Below are 20,054 nucleotides of genomic sequence, written 5' to 3'. Positions count from 1 at the left end.
CGGGATCACTATGTTTATGAATCAGAGTTTATGAAATCCGTTGTGCTCTTTACGGCGGCAAAAGTATTCTGCAATGCAGCCATAAAAACAGAGTGGACAACTTCAGCAGGGATCGGGGTGTTTTCCCAGAATAAATCCCGCGTGGTACAGGCATCACTCAGCAATTCAATTTCAAACCCCAGTCTTTTGGCCGAGCGAACCGTTGTGTCAACACACATATGGCTCATCATTCCGCAGATCACCAACTGTTCTGTTCCCAGCTGTTTCAGGAGTGGCAGCAAATCCGTATTCAAGAAACTGTCGGGGGTATTTTTGATAACGACCGTTTCCCCAGGAAAGGGAGAGACCCGTGAATTGATGTTTACGCCCTCAGTGTCGGCGCTAAAAAAGGGGGCATCCGGTCTTGCGTTGATATGTTGAACATGAAAGACTGGAAGACCTTTATTTCTAAAATAGTCCAAAGCTCTCTTGGCGTTTTGGGCAGTTTCATCGGCATGATTAAGCTCAAACCGCCCACCTTTAAAATAATCATTTTGAATATCAATCAGTAGTAGTGCTTTTTTCATTTATCTGACCTCCTCGTTTTTTTACAGTATAATGCAGATTGAACAGGAGGTAAATTACCCACTTTTTTGTGGGTATGGATGAAAAAAAATCGGAACGATTATTTCGAATAGCAGATTCCCTTCTGATCTAAGATACCGGTCAGATGGTGTTCAACCATATATTCAATTCCAATTTCCTGCATAATTTCAACGGCCTTGAGTATTCTGATGCCCCGTTCGGTCAGATAGTAATCAACATGAAGCGGATAACCCGGCGCGTTTTCTTTGTCGACAAGGCCAAAATGCCGAAGCTCACTCAATTGTTGCAACAGCATCTTCTGACTGATGCCTTCAATACTTTTCTCCAGTTGAGCAAGTGAAACAGAACCGGTTCTCATTTGAAAGATGATGATGGTTTTCCATTTGCCTTTGATAATATCGTGAACAATTTCAAGGGGACAGGTGTAATCTTCGCGAATTTTCATTTTTAAACTCCCTGTGATTCTGAAAATAAAGGTTTAGTCTCATTATAACATGTAAATCCAAAATGCGTCTTCAGTTGCTGTTTTATGTATTGGCATGGTCACCGCCATGCCGCAAAAGGGTATTCCATTATGCTGGTTTCTGGCAGTAGGTCTATAGAAATGCCGCAAAATAGATGATATAATAATTGAGTAATTTTAGTGATATGATAGAATATAAAAAATATCAAATTCAGATTGCTTCAAACAATCCGATTTATAAAGGAGCAGGATAATAAAGACGACAAAGATATTGAAAAGAATGCCCGGGAAAATTAATCAACAATATCGCCGTCCCCGTGGCTGAGTAGAGAAATGGAGAAAAAGTGTATGCTGGAGATTAGTAATTTATCAAAAACCTATCAGAGAGGAAATAAAGAGGCCTTAAAAAATATCAGTTTGAAAATTGAAGAGGGAGAATTTACCGCGCTCCTGGGACAAAATGGTGCCGGCAAAAGTACCTTGATCAATATACTGGCTGGTAATGTCAAAAAAACAGCAGGAACCGTGAAAATTGGCCCATATAGTATTGACCGGAATGAGCTTGAAACAAAAAAAATAATCGGGATTGTCCCCCAGGATACGGGATATGATTTTGTATTTACCGTTGACGAGGCGCTGAAAAAGCAATCCGGATATTTTGGCATAAAACACAATAAGGACTATATTGATGAACTGCTGGAGGCGCTTTACTTAACGGAAAAAAGAAATGCCCGGTTACGGGATCTTTCAGGCGGAATGCGCAGACGATTTTTAATCGCCAAGGCACTGGTTCATCAGCCTAAAATTCTGATTCTGGATGAGCCTACGGCCGGAGTCGATATTGAAATGCGGCATACCTTGTATGAGTTTCTGATCAAGCTGCATCAGTCGGGAACGACCATCATCCTGACGACCCATTATCTGGAAGAAGCAGAAAAACTCTGCAATCGGATTGTGATTATTGATGATGGAAAGATCGTTGCCGATGAACCCAAGGAACAGCTGATGGATTCATTTTCTGATGAAGTTAGGATTGAATTGCATTTTGATCACGAATTGAATGCGGTTGATTTTGAATTTTTGAAAGGCTATGATCCCAAAATAGAAGAAAAAACAAGTTTGAAATTGAAAGTTCCCAAAAAAGATTTGGCAAAAGTTTTTCGGATGTTGACAGAGAGAAATTTGGAGTTTACCAATATTTTTGTGGAAAAACCAAAACTTGAAGAAATCTATTTGAAACTGATCAGTCATTAGGAGATGAAAATGAAAAAACGCATTATATTTTATAACCGAACCGGCTTTACAACGCTTTTGAACCGGGAGATTCATCGTTTTATGAAGGTACCGGTACAGACCGTTCTTGCGCCGCTGATTTCAAACATGCTGTATCTGGCGATTTTCGGGGGAATGCTCCAGACCCGACAGGTTGGGATCGATGGGGTCAATTATCTGCATTTTCTGGTGCCGGGCTTGGCTTCAATGGGCGCCATTTTTGCCGCGTTCCAGAACCCGGCATTTTCAATCATTTCCCAGAAATTTCAGAACACCATTCAGGATTTGAACAGTTACCCGATATCCAACGCCGAAAAAATTCTGGCGTTTGTATTTGGCGGTGTCTTTAGAGGTGTATTAGTCGGCTTGCTGACCTATGCGGCAACAATCTTTTTTGTTGGGTATGAAATTGAATATCCCATTTATTTTATTCTGTCGCTGACCGCAACATCATTTGTTTTTGCATCACTTGGTTTAATCTGTGGATTGATTTTTGATAATTTTGAAAAAATGAATTTTGTTCTGGCCATTGTCATTACCCCTCTGGCCTATTTAGGCGGTGTGTTTTTTGAAATATCAAAATTACCGGGTCTGCTGGCGGCGATCAAATACATCAACCCCATTTATCCATTGGTGAATATCGCCCGCTTTGCTTTTATCGGAGTGTGTGAAGGAAACATTCAGACGCAGCTTGTCATCGCAGTGTTTTTGATTCTGGGCTCTTTTCTGAGCGCATCTTATATTTTCAAGAAGGGGATTGGAATAAAAACAGTATAGATCAGTTGCGCCGTTGATTTCACGCCAAACGTTGAGCAAAATTTCGATGTCAGCGGGGCGAGCGCTAATCGCCCCGATAACTGCGCCGTCAGATACAAATATGAAAGGAAACGCCATGAATAACGAATATAAAACGAAAATAGGAACATTGGTTGACAGTATTTCAGAGAGTTATAAAAAAGAGTGCTATATTGCTCCCCATAATTTTGGTTTTTTGCCAAATCGAAATGTGATTATTGATACAACTAAATCATTACGGCAACTGCTTTTCCCCAGCTATTTTGGAATAACTAATTTTCGCACCGAAATTCAGGACTATCACATTGGTGAGTTATTGGTTTGTATCATCGAAAGCTTGACGAAACAGATCACTTTGGCGTTGCGACATCAGGCCGGCAAATCGGAAAATGTTGGTGAAGAACAGTATCACATCGAAGCGGAAAAAATCTGTTATGAATTTATAAGCAAGATCCCCCGAATCAGAGAGTTCCTGGCAACCGATATTATTGCAGCGTTTGACGGGGATCCGGCAGCAAAGAGCAGGGATGAAATTATTTTCTGTTATCCTGGTGTTTTTGCCATCAGCATTCACCGGTTGGCTCATGAACTGTATGATCTTTCCGTTCCGCTGATTCCAAGGATCATGAGCGAATATGCCCATAATATTACCGGAATCGATATCCACCCCGGAGCCACCATTGGAAAATCTTTTTTCATCGATCATGGAACCGGCGTGGTGATTGGAGAAACCGCCATCATTGGCGAGCATGTAAAAATATATCAGGGGGTAACATTAGGTGCTTTGTCCACCAGAGGTGGTCAGAAGCTAAGAGGGGTGAGACGGCATCCCTGCCTGGAAGATGAGGTAACCGTTTATTCCGGGGCTTCAATTTTAGGCGGTGATACGATTGTTGGAAAAGGCGCGGTTATTGGCAGTAACGTGTTTATTACAAAATCAGTTCCGGAAGGAACCAAGGTGAGTATCAAAACACCGGAGCTCCATTTTTCAGGTCATGAGACAAAGGAAATCTGATTCCTATGGCAAGGGATACGCGTTTACTTAAGGGTGCTTCTGGCGGTATCCACCATGAGTATACACCAACTAAAACCATCGCGGCAAATGAAAAAGGAATTATTAAGGGGCCTTAATATTTTTGTGTTTGGGGTTAGAATAAGTTTGGCAATAAGAGCCCAAAAGAACTGGCTTCTTTTGGGCTGAATAATTCACAGAAAAGTTGGTATATAGACAATAAATATACGAATGAGGTGAATGATATGAATCGATTAACAAAGGCATGGATCAGTTTGGTTCTGTTGGCAAGTACGCTGGTCATCAACGGATTGGGAGCATTCGGATTATTCAATGGTCTGTCGCAGAAAGCCGTTTCAGACCGGTATATGACGTTAATTACTCCGGCGCCTTTTACTTTCAGCATCTGGAGTGTCATCTATGCGCTGTTGATCAGCGCCATGGTTGTGATGATCATCAAAAACAAGGATGATTACTATGGCGGTGCGATTGACCGCATCGCTTATCTTTTCTGGTTATCCTGCGCCCTCAATATGCTATGGATTATCAGCTTTTCCTATACCTGGATCGGTTTATCGGTCGTTTTGATTTTTGGTTTTGCCGTCACATTGAGTTTGATTGTCAAAGAAATCGGAAAAATTCAGGCCGGAAATCGCTGGCTGCTGCCGGCAGCTTTTGGAATGTACGCCGGATGGCTGCTGATCGCAACGGTTGTGAACACAGCGGCATGGCTGGTCAAGATTGAGTGGGGCGGCTTTGGCATCACGCCGGAATACTGGGGGATCATGGTGGAGGCGGTGGCAGTGGTGCTGACGGCAGTCATCGCGTTAAGCACCCGGAATGCGGTCTTTCCGCTGCCGATTGCCTGGGGATATTTTGGGATACATCAGTATTTGACGGCACCGGAAGGCTTTCAGGGACAGTTTGGGTACCTGTCCATCGCGACTTTAGTGGGCATCGTTCTTTTAATCGGAATCGCAGCTTTCCAGTTTTTTAAAAACCGTTATCGACTGATGCCGGATGTTACCAAAAAAGAAAGTTGATCGGTTCTGAACAAACGTTTATGCGCTGGGAAAGTTATGACTATTTGTGGGTGCTTTGTTTGGTTACATCATTATCAAATCAAATGCAGGCAGATGCAGAATTGTCATTTCTGTAACGCCCTGTTTACATAGCTTAACCGTTGCTTTATTACCGGATGATTCTTTGGAAAATGGCTCGCTTTCATTTGTTAATGCGGGGAAATTATGATAGAATCAAGACGGAAGGAAGTGAGTAAAATGCCGAAGTATTGTCCGAGATGTACATTCATTTTGAGTCTTGACGATACCGTATGTAGTTTTTGTGGCATGGTGTTGACAACGGATGTTGTTGACGAACGAATCGCTGATGAATTCCTTGAAAAGGAAACGATGGCAGGCAGAAGTTCTTTCAGAGAATTTCTTGATGGCGGACGGGAAATGACGCCGGCAAAAGAAACAAAAGCGCTACAAGCAGATGACACGACGTTAACTGATGAAATGATTGCCGATGAGATTATCGGTGATAAATCATTCAGCAGTGAAACAGAGAAAGGCTTTGAAGCTGACAGTCTGTCGAGAGGACTTTTGGATCAGGGACGCGACATGATGCCGGCAGTTGATAGATTGATTCTGACCCCGGATGACGAGGCCTTTGCAGAAGAAATGATTGGAGATGAAATCACAGCGGATGGATTTTTGGCCTTGAAGAACAGACCATACAATCTACCCAAGTCCATGCGGCTATGATGAGTAAGAAATGGTTAAACGATGATTTATTTTAAGAACAGACCGATAAGGAAAAGAAGTGTCCGATCGTGTTGATTATCCGGAGCTGCTGAGGGTTTAACAAACTATCCGAAAGCATCAAGGAAATCTCGATCGGGCACTTTTTTGCGTAGCAGTAAAAGAGACAGATGATCATGTGACTACATCAAGAAAAACATCCAGGAGTTAATATTCACGGGTGTTTTGAAATTCTAAAAATACAAGGTCTATATTGTGTCTGTTAGTATTCGGTAGTAGTTATCCCGAACTCATAAGGGATTGAAAGGTCAAAATCAGTATTACCGATTGTAGTGGAACGCCAATCAGTTGGGTCTGTGGGTTTCATGGAATAGATATCTAGTTGTGTACAGACTTCTTTTCCCTTGCCGGAAGTAAAAATATCGGATAATGTTTCCATTAGAAATTGATCCAGGGGCATTTCGGATTCACTGTCATAAATATCCATGTAGACAAGATAGAGAAAACCATTTCCATGAAAGACCTGAATATCAAGTCTTCCGGTTTTCCCTTCCATTTTGTAATAATAGGAATCGGATAAATCGTCATTCGTGGAAATATAAGTATCAACTAACACAAACGGCGGATAACCGGCTTTTGTAACCGCTTCGTTGATTGCGGCAATCAATTCGTCATGGGTTGTTTCAAAATAATAGGAGTCGTTGCCATCTTTTGTTTTAAATGAATTGACTTCAAAGTTGTTCTGAGAAGTGCTATTGGATATCTGGTCAGTTTGGGAGACCGTATCACTATTGTTTTTTGCTCCGGGGGTACATCCGCAAAGCAAAAAGAGGATGAAAACAAACAAGAGAACCAAGAACTTTTTCATTTGAGATGCTCCTTTCTTTTTGTGATTAGTAAGCACTTCGTTATCCAACGCTGCCCAATCAGTACTCCCAGCCCCGCCCATTCATCTCTTCAATCGTGCTGGCAACTAGGTTAACAAAGATTTCCAACATCTGCTCGCCTTTTTCAATGCTGGCTTTGGTGGGATCTCCAGTGGCACCGGTGGCGGTGAGTTCCTTGATGTCCCAGATAATGTCCGCCTTTTCATTAATCTTAATGATATTTTCCGGCACCTGGGAAACTGCATCTTCCAGCTTGACCAGTTCCGGGCGCAAGGCCATCATAATCGAGGTTTCGCCTTCACCACCATGTCCCAGTCCATTCCAGACCTCAAAACGATCACCCATAATTGGTCCAACCTTGGTCCACCAATCCGGCAGATATAGAAATTTTGCCTCCTGATGTCGATTTTTGACCTTGTGGGCAGCAATTTCCAGCGCCGGAATATTGCCGTCATGACCATTTAATATATAAATGTGTTTGATACCGTTGTTAATGAGGCTCTCGAAAATATCTTCGGCAATGGCAATTTCCGTTTCATATTGCAGAGTAATCGACATCGGATAACGATTATAATGAATGGATGTCCCGAAAGGTACGCAGGGCAGCACTACCACATTGTCCAGCTTCTGCGCCACTCGTTTGGCAACCTCCGATGGCACGAAAAAATCCGGCCCCAGGCAACAATGCCAGCCATGACTCTCGCAGGATCCAAAGGTCACAATGGCGGTTATCTGATTGGCGTATTTTAACATCTCCTGAACTTCCAAAGCAGTCATTTCATTAAGCATTACCTTTTTCATCATACAATTCCTTTCAAAAAAATGTTTCGTCAAATATTTCTTACTGGTTTATATTTACCCAATTTTTCACCAGTCATTTGTTGGGAAATAAATTATTATTTAATCCGACCTTCCTCAGCCGGCTATTTCAGCTGGTTTATCAGAGCACAAGGGGGCGGATAGAGGTAACCGTTTCCATGAAAAACCTGAATATCAAGTCTTCCGGTTTTTCCTTGCATACAGTGGTATAATGTAAAAAACTGAAGACCATTTTGAGGTATCGGGTTAGGGAGAAGCGTTAAGCTTGACATCTGTTAAGCTGATGCAACCCAACATCGGTCAAAGAGATCATCAAAACAGCCTTGAAATTGATAAGGCAATTGTTGATGCAGGGCCGATCGTTCCAATGAATAAATTCTTGCTGGGCTTATCTGTGAATTATCGAATAAGGCAAGCTCATAGTATGAAAAAAGGAAGCAGGTTTTTGAAGTATCTTTTAAGTCGCACCTTTTATCCCCCAGAAATGGTTGATGACGTTTTTAGAATTGGTGCAAATATGACAGATGAAAGCTGCAGAAATGCCCACTTATCGGTTTTTAGTTATGCACTTCCAAATTCAATTGCCGATACAAAAACAGATATCGCATATTGGTATGGTTCCAAGGAGGCGTGGCTGGGAAAAAAATATGCAAATTGTTTATTATCAAAATTACCCAGTGTTAAGATCAAGGTTTTCAAAGAATTTAACCACGGGGAATTGTGTATCGGAAACCTGGATTTATATCTAAAAGAAGTGATCGAATTTTTAAATTCATAGAATGAGATATGAGCACAAAGGGACGGTTGATGATCGAACAAAGTAAAGGTGGTTTTAAGTGAAACAAAAAATTGCAGCATACATATCTCTGATGGCGCACCCATTAATCACCATTTCAATTTTTATTTTAGTTGTTATGTTTTCTTATGAAGAATTTAATAAAGCTTTGTTTATCTCATTTTTACTTGTTGGATGTGTAATTGTTCCGTCAACCATAAGAAATTATACAAAAACAAAAAATGGAGAATATACAAACTTTGATGTTTTAGTAAAAAAGCAACGCAATTCGGTGTATTTATTTGCAATCACGCTTTTAGTGATTATAAATTGCGTCTTGTTTTTCACCAAACAATCAGAAGACTTATTTTTAGGGGCATTGTTTGCATTATTCCTACTGATTGTTTCGTATCTTGTCAATTTTTTCATAAAATGCTCAGGGCACGTTTCTCTGACAATTTATCTCGCATTTTTAATTATGCCAATAAATTTAATTATCGGCATAATTGTGCTGCTTTTTTCTGGACCTATTGGCTGGTCAAGAGTTGAATTAAAAAGACATACACCAAAAGAAGTCTACACTGGAGCCATCATCGGATTTACGATTGGGCTGTTAATGATCGTGACGGAAGGATTTATTTAGATTCAATCAAGTACTTCAACTTTATGTCCGTATGTCAAAAGAATACATTGTAAAAGGGGAGTTTAGCTGCAAAGGGTTTAACACCAACAGTTTTATTAAATTCTTTGGTGGAATGAACAAAGGCAGACCAAACAGTGAGGATTTAAGGAATGCAGCGGAATTTGCGTTGCGCCTAGAATGAGTGTCGAAAAAAATAAAAGGAGAAAACCATGAAAAAAAGAATGAATCGTTCAGCACCGACTGCTATTTTGACCGTCTTCCTCATCATTACGATGCTGCTGTACGGATGTGTCCAACAACCGACCGGGGTGGATTATACGAAATCGGAGAACTGGGCTTATTTGCCGCTTGGCGAAACTGTTACAAAAAACTGCGATGTGTTTTTTGTAGCGCCAACGGTTTATCTGGGTACCGATACTTCCCATTCCATGGATATTGGGGATGAAGAAACAAAAGCCCAGTTCCTGGGTGCGACCAATATGGAAAAAAGTCTCTATGACGGGGAAGCCAATTTTTTTGCTCCTTATTATCGTCAGGCGGCGTTGAATGCCTACACCATGAATGCATCCGAATCGGATCAGTATTTTAATCTGGCCTACGAGGATGTTTCACAGGCGTTTGATCTCTATATGAAAGACTACAATAATGGGCGGCCGTTTATTCTGGCAGGGTTTAGCCAGGGTTCGGAAATGCTGCTGCGGTTGCTGGAGGAAAAGTTCGATGATCCGACTTTAAGCGGCCAGTTGGTAGCCGCCTATATCATTGGCTGGCGCGTGACACCAGAAGATTTGATTAACTATCCCTTTCTGAAAATGGCGCAGAATTCCGGGGACACTGGCGTGATTATTTCCTTTAACTCGGAGGCAGAAGGGATTCAAACCTCTTTGATTGTTCCAGATAAAACGCTGGGGATCAATCCCTTGAACTGGAAAACCGATAGTACCCCAGCTTTCGCTAGTGAAAATAACGGTGCTGTGTTTACGGATTATTCTGGAGGTGTTGTTAAAGAAGTGCCAAATTTGACCGGGGCTTATTTGGATTCAATTCGGGGAACCCTGCGGGTGACCGATGTCACCCCAGCTGATTTTCCACCAGTACTCGATATTTTCCAGAATGGGGTTTATCATCTCTATGATTACCAATTTTTCTACCGTAACCTCCAGGCGAATGTCAAAGAACGAATCGACAATTTTCTGAGCGACCCTGTGTTGCTGGAACCGCTCACTTAACTTGTAAGAAAAGAAATGCGGAAATGTTGCGGATTAAACCTTAGCGTTTCTTTTTCTGGCACGATTTACAATAATAGGTCCCTCTGCCACGAACCATTTCCTTCGTGATCGCCCCATTGCATACCGGACAGACTTTTTGCAGATGTACTTGTAATTGCACCTGAAACAAGCCGGTAATGCCATTGGCATCAAAAGAGTGAATCGTCGTTCCACCCTGGGCAATCGCCTGCGCCAATATTTCTTTTGATACGGCTATTAATTCGACTACCCGCTTTTTACTGACGCGTTTCCCTGGTGTGGCAGGATGCAGTTTCATCTTAAAACAGATTTCATTGGCGTAGATATTTCCGATTCCGGTCATAATGCGTTGATCTAACAATAATGTTTTAATCGGCAGACTGCTTTTATGTATTTTTGCGTAGATTTCTTTAGGATCAGCATCCCATGGTTCGGGCCCCAGTTTGCAAAGCGGTAAATCCTGACGATAGGTGTCTTTGTTCACTAGTTCTAAACGACCAAATTTGCGGGTATCCTGATAGCGCAATTCGGTGCCATCACTAAAGACAAAGGTAAGATGTTCGTGTTTATTGAGCGGCCTTGAATCATCGACAACATGATACTTGCCTTCCATACGCAAATGAGAAATAAACGCCTGGCTGTCCAAAATAAAGATTAAATATTTACCAACTCGATCGATATCGCGAATGGTTTGTCCTGTTAACGATGCCACAAAGTTATTCGTGTCCCCGGCGATGATCTTATCGTAATGAACACAGATTTCCTTAATTTCTTTTCCAATAATAAAGTTCTTTAACGTTCTACGAACGGTTTCTACTTCTGGTAGTTCCGGCATGACTTTTCACCTGCTTTAATGGAAATAAATTTTTCAATGCTTAGAAAATATAGTTTAAGTCTGTTTCTTGGGATATCCACCATGAGTATACACCAACTAAAACCATCGCGGCAAATGAAAAAGAAATTATTAATGAGGCTTAATATTTTTGCATTTTGGGTAAAAAAGTTTGTAATAAGAGCACAAAAGAACTGTCCCTTGTCCTTCCCAGACCTTTTGAAAAGACTTAGTCGATGACAATCTCAGACTGGTCTCTTTTAGTTACATGCCCAAGAATAGCAACATGTTCAATCGAATCCTTCAGCTCATTGAATAGTCTGGTGGCATCCTTTTCGTTAACGGCCATCAATAAGCCGCCAGATGTCTGGGGGTCATACATAATATCCTGCATGGCGACTGAAACATTTTTAGAAACCGTCACACCTTGTTCAGCGTAATCCCGGTTTCGATAAGCGCCAGCGGGAATCATCCCCATTTCAGCCAGGACATAAGCCTCGGGAATGAAGGGAACAGAATGACTGTCCAGATGGACGGTTAGATTACTGCCCTGGGCCATTTCATAAGCATGCCCAATCAGAGCAAAACCGGTGATGTCGGTACAGCTGTGGATATCATATTTGACCATAATATCACGTGCGGTTTTGTTTAATGTAGCCATTTGTTCATAAACACGGTTTAAGACAGAGGGCTCCACCATATCTGCCTTGGCAGCGGTTGTCAGGATTCCTATACCAAGCGGTTTGGTTAGAATAAGTACGTCTCCTTCCCTGGCAGTGGAATTTTTTAACACTTTTTGGGGGTGAACAAATCCGGATACCGATAACCCATATTTGGGTTCGACATCTTCAATGGTATGGCCACCAGTAATGATGGCACCCGCTTCAAAGGCTTTCTCGTAGCCACCGCGTAAAATGGCGTAAATAGTATCTTTATTCATTTGATTGGTGACACACATGATATTCATGGCCAGTTTCGGTTCGCCGCCCATTGCATAAATATCGCTTAATGCATTTGTTGCGGCAATTTGTCCAAACATATAGGGGTCATCGACAATCGGTGGAAAAAAATCAAGGGTTTGTACCAGAGCCAGCTCATCGTTAATGATATAAACAGAGGCATCATCGCTTTTGTCGAAGCCGACAATCAAACGGGGATCATGAAGCGTTGGTAGTTTATCGAGAATTTCGGTTAAGGTGCCGGCACCGACTTTTGCACCACATCCGGCACAACTGGCTAATTTAGTTAATTTAATTTCGTTTTCCATTTTTAAAACCTTTCTGTACGACAAAATCAAGCATCAGGAATCTGATGCTTGATAAATTTGCCGATATTTGTTTTCTTCTACACAGACGATTTGTTCAATTTCTTCGTTGATATTTTCATCTAAATAGTATTCATCCGAAACAGTGAATGTTACACAGGTTCCACATGAGCTGCTCAGACTTCTCGGGACTGGCATGACTGATGCGGATAAACCATCAGCGATGCATTTCTTTTTAAATCGAATAGCGCCAAAATGAGAATAGAAAGTGGCAATATAAATCATTAAGTACCTACTTATTTTTTTGTGAGTATCATCGTAAAATCATCATTGCTTTGCGTAAAAGCAACCTGATAGCCATTGTGTTCAGCATAGCGGGTAATATTTTCCAAAGCGGTTTTATTATCTACTAATATTGTATACGAATTTTCTTGAGAAATCATGGCTTTTTTTAAAATAATCACGGGTTCAGGGCAGGAACGTCCTCTAGCATCTAACATTTTTTTCACCTCTAAGCTAATTTTTCTTTTTTTGTATTTGTAACAGCAATGATCAGGATGACAATGATCCCAATGATAACACCAATTTTGCCATTAAAAGTCGGGCCCTTGCTGGAGGAAGCCATCGCGAAATTATGAGCGATGGCAGCGCCGGCGAATAAACCTAAAATTGTAATGGCCGAATCGGTATTTCCTTCACCGGCCAGGATTAGTTGACGCAGAGGACAGCCACCAAGTAACACGCAACCAAATCCGACGGTCAACATACCCAGAAAATTCCATAAACCATCGGTGATGGCAATTGGTTGATCGATAAAACCAAGTGAAAAATGACCGGTGATGAGATTGGTGATGAATGCAGCAACCAGAATTGCGGCAAAACCAAAGAATAGTTTCCATTCTCTGAATAAGATGACATCACGGATACCTCCGACCATGCATAGTCTTGTCCGTTGGGCCAGAATACCGACGATTAAACCAGCGCCCAGTGAAATCAGGATGGCGGCATGCTTGGCGCCAGGTCCGCCATCAACGGCGGTGAAGAAAATGAAGGCCGGCGCTGTAATCAGTAAGATCAGTAGCACGATTTGAGCAGTTGGGAAAATCGCACTTTCAATTTTGGGAAGGCTGTAAGTTCGTTTCAGAGTAAAACCACGATTGAGGAAGAAAACACCGACCAGAATCCCGGCGATAAAGCCGATAAGACCGATCACGGCGTTCATATCGCCGCCGGCAATCCGCAAAACCATACGATAAGGACAGCCGAGGAACATCAGACAGCCGATCATCACAAAGAATCCAAGCGCAAAACGGGTCATCGGTGAAGAACCGCCGCGGGGAATAAATTCTTTTTTTACCAATGCGATTACACAGGAACCAATCACCAGGCCGATGATTTCCGGACGGATGTATTGGACAGCGGCAGCCTGATGCAGGCCCAGGGCTCCCGCCGTATCACGGATAAAACAGGCGATACAAAAGCCCATGTTCGCTGGATTACCAAAGACCACCAATAGTGCGGAAATCACACCAATTAGTAAACCAGCAAGGATAATTGCAGTTTTTTCATTTTTTAAGTTCATAAAATCCCTCTCTTTCAAAAAAGTTACGGTATCAATATAACATGTTAAGCAAAGAAACGGTAATTGAAAGATACGCAGAATCGATTATATATATAGAAAATACAAATAAATGGTTGGCGTTTTTTTTTAGTTAGGGTATATTTAGATAAGAAAACGGACAGAAGGAGTTAGTCATGTTAAAAAAAAGAATTTATCTTGATCATGCCTGTACGTCTTTTCCAAAACCGGAAGGGATGGCTTTGGCGATCGTGGATTATATCGAAAAAAATGGCACCAATATCAACCGGGGCGGTTATCAGGATGCTTATGATACCGCTGAAATGGTTTTTGAGACCAGGGAAATGCTGAGTCAATTGTTTAATTGTTCCGACTGTAAAAATGTCATTTTTACGCCGAACGTGACAACCAGCTTAAATATAATCCTTAAGGGCTATTTGAAAACCGGCGATCACGTGCTGGTTTCATCGATGGAGCATAATGCGGTGATGCGTCCATTGACACAATTAAAACAATTTGGCGTTGCGTTCGATCGAATCCCCTGCAATACAAAGGGGGAGCTGTTGCTTGAAGAGCTACAAAAGTGCCTTAAGCCGAATACAAAGGCCATTGTCATGACCCATGCATCGAATGTCTGTGGAACGGTTTTACCGATTGAGCGGGTTGGTTTATTTTGCCAAGAGAACGGACTTGATTTTATTGTCGATGCGGCGCAAACGGCGGGCGTTCTGCCCATCGATATGGACGCGATGGGGATCGATGCGTTGGCATTCACTGGACATAAAAGCCTGTTAGGACCGCAGGGAATTGGTGGTTTTATCTTAAAAGAGGCGATGATTGAAAAAATCGAGCCGTTATTAAGTGGTGGTACTGGAAGTATTTCGCATACGGAAGAGATCCCGGATTTTATGCCAGATCGCTTTGAACCCGGGACCATGAATCTTCCGGGAATTGTTGGATTGAATGCATCATTGAAATATTTAATGGCTGTCGGGATTCAGACGATTTATGAAAAAGAAATGATGCTGACAGCATTATTATTGGAAGAATTAAGCCACATCCCGGAGCTTGAAATTGTCGGAATGTCGAATACCGCAAACCGGACCGCAGTTGTTTCGGTGCAGGCGTTGAATCATGATTTGGCTGGTATTGCTTTTCGTTTGGATTGTGAGTACGGCATTATGACAAGAGTTGGTCTGCATTGTTCACCCAGTGCCCACGAAACGTTGCAAACATATCCGACCGGAACATTGCGTTTTTCGTTGGGGCATGGCAATACCAAAGAAGAAATCTGCTATGTCGCAGAAGCATTAAGGAAGATCTTAAATGGAATTTAAACAGCTGGAAGTATTTGTTAACGTTGTCGAGCAAAAAAGTTTCTCTGCTGCAGCAAAAAAGCTTTTTCTGACACAGTCAACCGTTAGTGTGCATATCCGCTCGCTGGAAAACGAATTAAACAATCAATTAATCAACAGGACCACCAGAACTTTTTTTGTCACAAAGGATGGTAAAAAACTCTATGAGTATGCAAAAAGCATTCTCAATCTTCGCGAAAAGATTTATGAGGAATTCAATGGTGACAATGAGCGGTCAATAAGAATTGGGGCATCAACCATACCATCTATTTATATTCTTCCGGAGGTCGTTACAGAATATTGTAAAGTGCATCCGAGAATTTCTTTTCAGATTCATCAATCGGATAGCGGCGAAATCATTGAGAAGGTGATGAAAGGGGAGGTGGATATCGGGTTGGTTGGTACGAAACCAGGATACGAAGAATGTGTGAGTGATCCTTTTTATCAGGATCAACTCGTGATTGCGACATCGTCAAGCGATCATTTCATGCAGTTAAAAAAAAATAATGCATCATCCGAGGAACTTTTAAAAGAACCGTTTGTAATGCGGGAGAGTGGTTCGGGAACAAGAAAAGAAAGTGATTTACTTATCGAAAAAATTGGGGTAAATAAAAATTCACTTAACGTCATTGCGACCATGAATGATCAGGAGGCAATTATAAAAGCAATCATCAATAATATGGGGATTTCAATCATTTCCGAAAAAGCAGTTCAAAACCATATGAATGAAGGGAAAATACTAGTTTTCAGGCTGGGAGAGTTGTCGAGTTACAGATTTCTATATATCATTTACAAAAAAAACAAGGTGCATCCTGTACATATTAGACAGTTTATCAAATGCATCAAAAAATCCGGAAACCTCGGTCTTTGTTGATTTTTGTGTATGACGCGAGGACGTTTCGGGACCTGTGAAACGTCTCCACGTCTTATTGTGTATTCAAGGTAATTATTTATAGTTACTGATGTTTTTCTTAAATACATAATCATTAACTTCTACATCAAGTGCTTTTGCAATATGATGGCATTTCGCTTTTAATAAAAAATATATCTCCCGTTGATAATCCGATAACGCTTCAAAGTTTCCCTGGCCCTTACTGATCACCATATCCGCCTGATTAAAAAGATCGATAAATGCTTGTGAGCATAAATTTAAAACAGCACCTGGCGTTTCACATCCCATTGAAATCACCTGAGCATAATCATTTACGCCTGTTTTAAGGGCATCCTCCATAACAGCATCATTAATAATAGCTGCTCCCCTTACTGCATAAATCACCTGATAATTCTGAGATAGGTATTCTGCTAAAAGCTTGTCAAAAACAACTTCGCCCGCATTGTCGCCAATTATTAAAATCAATTTAGCATTTTGAAGATCTTTCTTGAATAAATCCAGATCACAGATGGCAAAGGGTTTTTCCACTTCCTTCTTTAAACAGGATTCAATCTCCAAATTATTATAAACACCAGAATCCATTACATTTCCGGTGGCTGATACTTTCAATACTCCCAACAAAAGATTATGATCCTGAGAAGCAAAATGTCGGATCACCGGTTCAAGTTTAAGTGACTCTGAAATATCGTGGTTTTTAATATGATATGGGGACGTTTCGTTTGTCATGTTCGGCAATCTATGATATGCAAGTTAGAACAACAGGAGATGAAATAGGAAATGGCAAGGCAAGCGCAAAAAAACGGCACTACTCGTATTTACCATATAATGCTGAAGCGTCTGGATGGGCGTAATCATTTCTGGATCATGCGGAACGATCGGTTGTTATTAAAAAACCGGATAAAGATAGATAAACTGGCGGGTTTCAATTGTTGCCTATGGGTATGGTCGGCAACTATGTTTATTTGCTGATCAGAAGAAGGGGAAGAACTGGACATCAGCATTAAATGGATGATCGTTGTCGAGGGAATTGTTGGTAGTCAAGCGAACTCAGTTGATTATGAAGATTCAAAAGGAAATTGGGTGCAGTATCCCCCAATTGAGTTGGTAGCTGAGGCTGGGAAAGGCGATGATGGTGCTGGTATTAAAGCGATGGATATGACAAACGAAACGTCCCCTTTGTCTTACCCTTTGTCTTAATTATGCAAATCGGATGCTGGGGAATGGTCAGCACCCGGGCAATCATTTCGGTATCAATATCCGCCCCGCAGCCCTCTTTCGATAGCGTATTTCATGTTGATCATAGCACTAAACTTGCACTTAGCAAGTTAAACCGTACGGCGCGTTCTGAAATGTAAAAAGTGCTAGACTTCTACCTTTGGGCAGGGTAATATAAGCACATAAATTGCTAAAAATGCAATGATGGCTGCGGCATTGACCAGGATTACGCCGGATATAATGGTTGTTTGCGCCGTCAACTTGCTAATCACCAAGAAAACGCTGCACCGGATCCAGCACTTCCGCAAGTACCTGAAAAATTATCCAGAAAGGACCGGGTTAAACGCCCCCGGATGGTCAGATATGAATTATATCCAGGAGCTTAATGCTTTTGAACGATGGCTCGAAACAAATTACTTGCCCGCAACCGCACAATTGTTGTGGTACAAGCTGGTGGCGCTGTTCAATCGCTGCGGCTGGGCTGAGTGGATTACAGTAGACAACCAGAGATTGATGGTGTTAATCCAGTGTAAATCAGAAAAGACCTTTATCCGCGCCCGTGACAGTCTGATTGAAAAGGGTCTGTTTGTTTATCGCAGAGGTAAAAAGGGCAGTCCCAACGCTTACCGGATGGTCAGCTTTGAAGCCATCAATACGGTAAATAATACAGTCAATCTGCCAGTGTTTATGACCGTAGAAACGACAGCTGATCCGCCAGTAGAAACGACTGACATAACTAGACAAAAACAAGACAAAACAATTATTCAGAAAGATAAAAAGAAAAATCGCAACGCAGTCGCTGGTGATGGTCAAAAAAATAGCGCTCAGGATGAGCAGCCGGTTGATTCGCCGCTGGTGGGCCAGGTGGTGGACTATCTTAATCACAGCTGTCGGTCCGAATTTAAAGCGGCAACGGCGGCAACCGGTCGACTGATAACTGCCCGGGCGCACGAGGGCTTCGGGTTTGATGACTTCAGGGCAGTCATTGACACCAAAACGGCCGAATGGCTCAGTGATCCCAAGATGAATCAGTACCTGCGGCCGCAGACTCTGTTCGGATCAAAATTCGAAGGCTACCTCAACCAGAGCCGTAAATCGTTGCCTCCCGAAGCCACTTTGCCAAACGGCTATAACTATGCCGGGAAAGGAGAGCGGAGTTTATGAATGCGAGTCTGAAGAGCATTGTAAGTCTCAGCCAGCAGCCCCCTGACGCTGATCCCCGGGATTACCTCAAAGACGGGCTGCTTTACTGTCATCGGTGTCATACGCCCAAACAGGTAGTGGTGCAGTTTGGCCCCAACGAGCGCACGGAGAATTGCAACTGCGAGTGTAAACAACAGGATTGGGAAGATCAGAAAAAACAGCGGGAACTTAAGGAACGGCAGCATTACCACGAAAATATGAGAACCCGGGGCATCCAGGATGCGGCCTTGCGGGAGTGCAGCTTTGAGCAGTCCGACGGCAGCAACCCGGAGAACATGGCAATCGCCCAAACCTATGCCGAAACCTTCAGCGAAAAATTTTATCCCCAAGGCAGCGGTCTGCTGCTGTGGGGTGATGTCGGCACCGGTAAGAGTTTCGTGGCTGCCTGCATTGCCAATACCCTGATCGACGCCGGGATTCCTGCCCTGATGACCAGTTTCACCAGGATCTTTAACGAATTATTTTCTGAGCGTGATAAGAACAAGTACATCGATGCGATTAATTATAATCAGCTGCTGATTATTGATGATCTGGGGGTTGGGCAACAAAACGACTTTGCCCTGGAGAATCTCTTCACCATCATTGATGAGCGCTATAAGAGCAATAAACCGCTGATCATTACCACCAATTTGACCCTTGAGCAGATGGAGACTCCGGCGCAAATGGCGCACAAACGGATCTATGACCGGATCCTGGAAAAGTGTACCCCGCTGGCCTTTGATGGCAGCAATAAGCGCCAGGAAAAGCGGATGATTAATTTTGCGGCCGCCCGCCAGCAGTTTGCGGTTGCGAAAAGGAGATGAATATGAGGTGTGAATATGTCTGAAAAGTTATTGACAAAAAAGTTTTTCAAGGAGAATCCCTGCCAGCAAAACACAGTGCAGCAGTTTATCTATAACATTCTTTTATATAAAGGCGGCGAAGAGATGGTCGATGAGATCATCACCAATCAAATCGGGTTTGATGATGAACGCAAAACACAGATTACCCACGAAAAAAAACAGATCCAAGCTGAGCAAAACCATGAAGCGATTGTACAGCTTATGCGTCAGAAAATCGAGATGGTCAATAGGGTTACGCTGATTAAAAAGGCATTGGAATTTGAAGAAGTGATACTGCCATTGGTGATCGATAAACTGATGACCAATAATCAGAGTATTTTCATTGAAAATTCAGTCCGTCTGCTTGCACAGAGTCAACAAAACCCGGCAGCATTACTAAAGCAGCGGTTTGGGGAGATACGCAGTCCCTATGTGCAGTCGCTGGTTTGCCTGATCATCGGCTTTCGAGGGGACGAAGACAGCATACCCTGGATGATGGAGCGGTACTTCGAATTGAAAAAATTGTATCAATCCGAAACCTACGATCAGGGGCCTCTGCTTGCGCTCTACGAACTCAATGAGCGCTTTTACAAAAGATGATGTTGAACGATCTGTTTTTATGGAAAAAT

The 20,054-nt window shown here is 42.2% G+C and carries 23 protein-coding genes; 13 read left to right on the top strand and 10 right to left on the bottom strand.

Annotated features, from left to right (window positions below; genetic code table 11):
- Positions 1–14 precede the first annotated feature (14 nt).
- Together GH808_RS04485 and GH808_RS04480 are read right to left on the bottom strand one after the other, a co-directional pair.
- A complete protein-coding gene (locus GH808_RS04485; RefSeq protein ID WP_186841589.1) occupies positions 15–566 on the bottom strand; it encodes a cysteine hydrolase family protein in 552 nt (183 codons plus the stop codon).
- A 98-nt stretch (positions 567–664) separates the two neighbouring features.
- Complete coding sequence (locus GH808_RS04480; protein ID WP_186841588.1) at positions 665–1,030, bottom strand: winged helix-turn-helix transcriptional regulator; 366 nt, start codon at positions 1,028–1,030, stop codon at positions 665–667.
- A 366-nt stretch (positions 1,031–1,396) separates the two neighbouring features.
- On the opposite strand from GH808_RS04480, the gene GH808_RS04475 reads away from it, so the two are divergent.
- The 5 genes from GH808_RS04475 (at position 1,397) to GH808_RS04455 (ending at position 5,896) form a co-directional block, all read left to right on the top strand.
- Complete coding sequence (locus GH808_RS04475) at positions 1,397–2,302, top strand: ABC transporter ATP-binding protein (protein ID WP_186841587.1); 906 nt, start codon at positions 1,397–1,399, stop codon at positions 2,300–2,302.
- Positions 2,303–2,311: 9 nt separating this feature from the next.
- Positions 2,312–3,097 (top strand): ABC transporter permease, encoded by a 786-nt coding sequence (locus GH808_RS04470; RefSeq protein WP_186841586.1) that lies wholly within the window; start codon positions 2,312–2,314, stop codon positions 3,095–3,097.
- Positions 3,098–3,212: 115 nt separating this feature from the next.
- The gene (gene epsC, locus GH808_RS04465; RefSeq protein ID WP_186841585.1) at positions 3,213–4,130 is read left to right on the top strand and encodes a serine O-acetyltransferase EpsC; all 918 of its coding nucleotides are present in this window, start codon (positions 3,213–3,215) and stop codon (positions 4,128–4,130) included.
- A gap of 242 nt (positions 4,131–4,372) precedes the next feature.
- Complete coding sequence (locus GH808_RS04460) at positions 4,373–5,170, top strand: TspO/MBR family protein (protein WP_186841584.1); 798 nt, start codon at positions 4,373–4,375, stop codon at positions 5,168–5,170.
- 237 nt (positions 5,171–5,407) lie between these two features.
- A complete protein-coding gene (locus GH808_RS04455) occupies positions 5,408–5,896 on the top strand; it encodes a zinc ribbon domain-containing protein (RefSeq protein WP_186841583.1) in 489 nt (162 codons plus the stop codon).
- 259 nt (positions 5,897–6,155) lie between these two features.
- On the opposite strand, the gene GH808_RS04450 is transcribed toward GH808_RS04455, so the two are convergent.
- Both GH808_RS04450 and GH808_RS04445 read right to left on the bottom strand, forming a co-directional pair.
- Positions 6,156–6,761, bottom strand: a complete 606-nt coding sequence (locus tag GH808_RS04450) for a hypothetical protein (RefSeq protein WP_186841582.1) — start codon at positions 6,759–6,761, stop codon at positions 6,156–6,158.
- A gap of 58 nt (positions 6,762–6,819) precedes the next feature.
- Positions 6,820–7,584 carry a creatininase family protein gene (locus tag GH808_RS04445; RefSeq protein WP_243166102.1) on the bottom strand — a complete coding sequence of 255 codons (765 nt, stop codon included), beginning with the start codon at positions 7,582–7,584 and terminating at the stop codon, positions 6,820–6,822.
- A 280-nt stretch (positions 7,585–7,864) separates the two neighbouring features.
- On the opposite strand from GH808_RS04445, the gene GH808_RS04440 reads away from it, so the two are divergent.
- The 3 genes from GH808_RS04440 (at position 7,865) to GH808_RS04430 (ending at position 10,246) form a co-directional block, all read left to right on the top strand.
- The gene (locus GH808_RS04440; protein ID WP_186841581.1) at positions 7,865–8,377 is read left to right on the top strand and encodes a hypothetical protein; all 513 of its coding nucleotides are present in this window, start codon (positions 7,865–7,867) and stop codon (positions 8,375–8,377) included.
- Between the two features lie 58 nt (positions 8,378–8,435).
- On the top strand, positions 8,436–9,017 hold the full coding sequence (locus tag GH808_RS04435) for a phosphatase PAP2 family protein (protein WP_186841580.1): 582 nt from the start codon (positions 8,436–8,438) through the stop codon (positions 9,015–9,017).
- Between the two features lie 209 nt (positions 9,018–9,226).
- Positions 9,227–10,246 carry a DUF3089 domain-containing protein gene (locus GH808_RS04430; protein ID WP_186841579.1) on the top strand — a complete coding sequence of 340 codons (1,020 nt, stop codon included), beginning with the start codon at positions 9,227–9,229 and terminating at the stop codon, positions 10,244–10,246.
- A gap of 40 nt (positions 10,247–10,286) precedes the next feature.
- Here the strand turns inward: GH808_RS04430 and mutM are convergent, their stop codons facing one another.
- From mutM to yedE, 5 genes are all read right to left on the bottom strand, one after another.
- Entirely contained in the window at positions 10,287–11,099 is an 813-nt protein-coding gene (gene mutM / locus GH808_RS04425; RefSeq protein WP_186841578.1) for a DNA-formamidopyrimidine glycosylase, read from the bottom strand.
- Positions 11,100–11,325: 226 nt separating this feature from the next.
- On the bottom strand, positions 11,326–12,363 hold the full coding sequence (gene selD, locus GH808_RS04420; RefSeq protein ID WP_186841577.1) for a selenide, water dikinase SelD: 1,038 nt from the start codon (positions 12,361–12,363) through the stop codon (positions 11,326–11,328).
- Positions 12,364–12,396: 33 nt separating this feature from the next.
- Positions 12,397–12,645 carry a putative Se/S carrier protein gene (locus GH808_RS04415; RefSeq protein ID WP_186841576.1) on the bottom strand — a complete coding sequence of 83 codons (249 nt, stop codon included), beginning with the start codon at positions 12,643–12,645 and terminating at the stop codon, positions 12,397–12,399.
- 11 nt (positions 12,646–12,656) lie between these two features.
- Entirely contained in the window at positions 12,657–12,860 is a 204-nt protein-coding gene (locus GH808_RS04410) for a sulfurtransferase TusA family protein (protein WP_186841575.1), read from the bottom strand.
- An 11-nt stretch (positions 12,861–12,871) separates the two neighbouring features.
- Positions 12,872–13,942: a YedE family putative selenium transporter gene (gene yedE / locus GH808_RS04405; protein WP_186841574.1), complete on the bottom strand. Its 1,071-nt coding sequence runs from the start codon at positions 13,940–13,942 to the stop codon at positions 12,872–12,874.
- Positions 13,943–14,115: 173 nt separating this feature from the next.
- Between yedE and GH808_RS04400 the strand changes: the two genes are divergently transcribed.
- Positions 14,116–15,276 (top strand): aminotransferase class V-fold PLP-dependent enzyme, encoded by a 1,161-nt coding sequence (locus GH808_RS04400; RefSeq protein ID WP_186841573.1) that lies wholly within the window; start codon positions 14,116–14,118, stop codon positions 15,274–15,276.
- Positions 15,266–16,168 carry a selenium metabolism-associated LysR family transcriptional regulator gene (locus tag GH808_RS04395; RefSeq protein ID WP_186841572.1) on the top strand — a complete coding sequence of 301 codons (903 nt, stop codon included), beginning with the start codon at positions 15,266–15,268 and terminating at the stop codon, positions 16,166–16,168. Before GH808_RS04400 ends, GH808_RS04395 begins: the two co-directional genes overlap by 11 nt.
- Positions 16,169–16,240: 72 nt before the next feature.
- On the opposite strand, the gene GH808_RS04390 is transcribed toward GH808_RS04395, so the two are convergent.
- Positions 16,241–16,921, bottom strand: a complete 681-nt coding sequence (locus tag GH808_RS04390; RefSeq protein ID WP_338000865.1) for a damage-control phosphatase ARMT1 family protein — start codon at positions 16,919–16,921, stop codon at positions 16,241–16,243.
- A gap of 843 nt (positions 16,922–17,764) precedes the next feature.
- Between GH808_RS04390 and GH808_RS04385 the strand changes: the two genes are divergently transcribed.
- From GH808_RS04385 to GH808_RS04375, 3 genes are read left to right on the top strand one after another with little or no spacing between them, the layout of a single operon-like run.
- Entirely contained in the window at positions 17,765–18,565 is an 801-nt protein-coding gene (locus tag GH808_RS04385) for a conserved phage C-terminal domain-containing protein (protein ID WP_186841570.1), read from the top strand.
- Positions 18,562–19,407: an ATP-binding protein gene (locus GH808_RS04380; protein ID WP_186841569.1), complete on the top strand. Its 846-nt coding sequence runs from the start codon at positions 18,562–18,564 to the stop codon at positions 19,405–19,407. The genes GH808_RS04385 and GH808_RS04380 overlap by 4 nt, the downstream gene beginning before the upstream one ends.
- Positions 19,408–19,422: 15 nt before the next feature.
- Complete coding sequence (locus GH808_RS04375; protein WP_186841643.1) at positions 19,423–20,025, top strand: hypothetical protein; 603 nt, start codon at positions 19,423–19,425, stop codon at positions 20,023–20,025.
- Positions 20,026–20,054: the final 29 nt, after the last annotated feature.

The organism is Acetobacterium fimetarium, from assembly GCF_014284475.1.
Classification (GTDB): Bacteria; Bacillota; Clostridia; order Eubacteriales; family Eubacteriaceae; genus Acetobacterium; species Acetobacterium fimetarium.
This window is presented reverse-complemented; position numbering and strand designations above follow the sequence as displayed.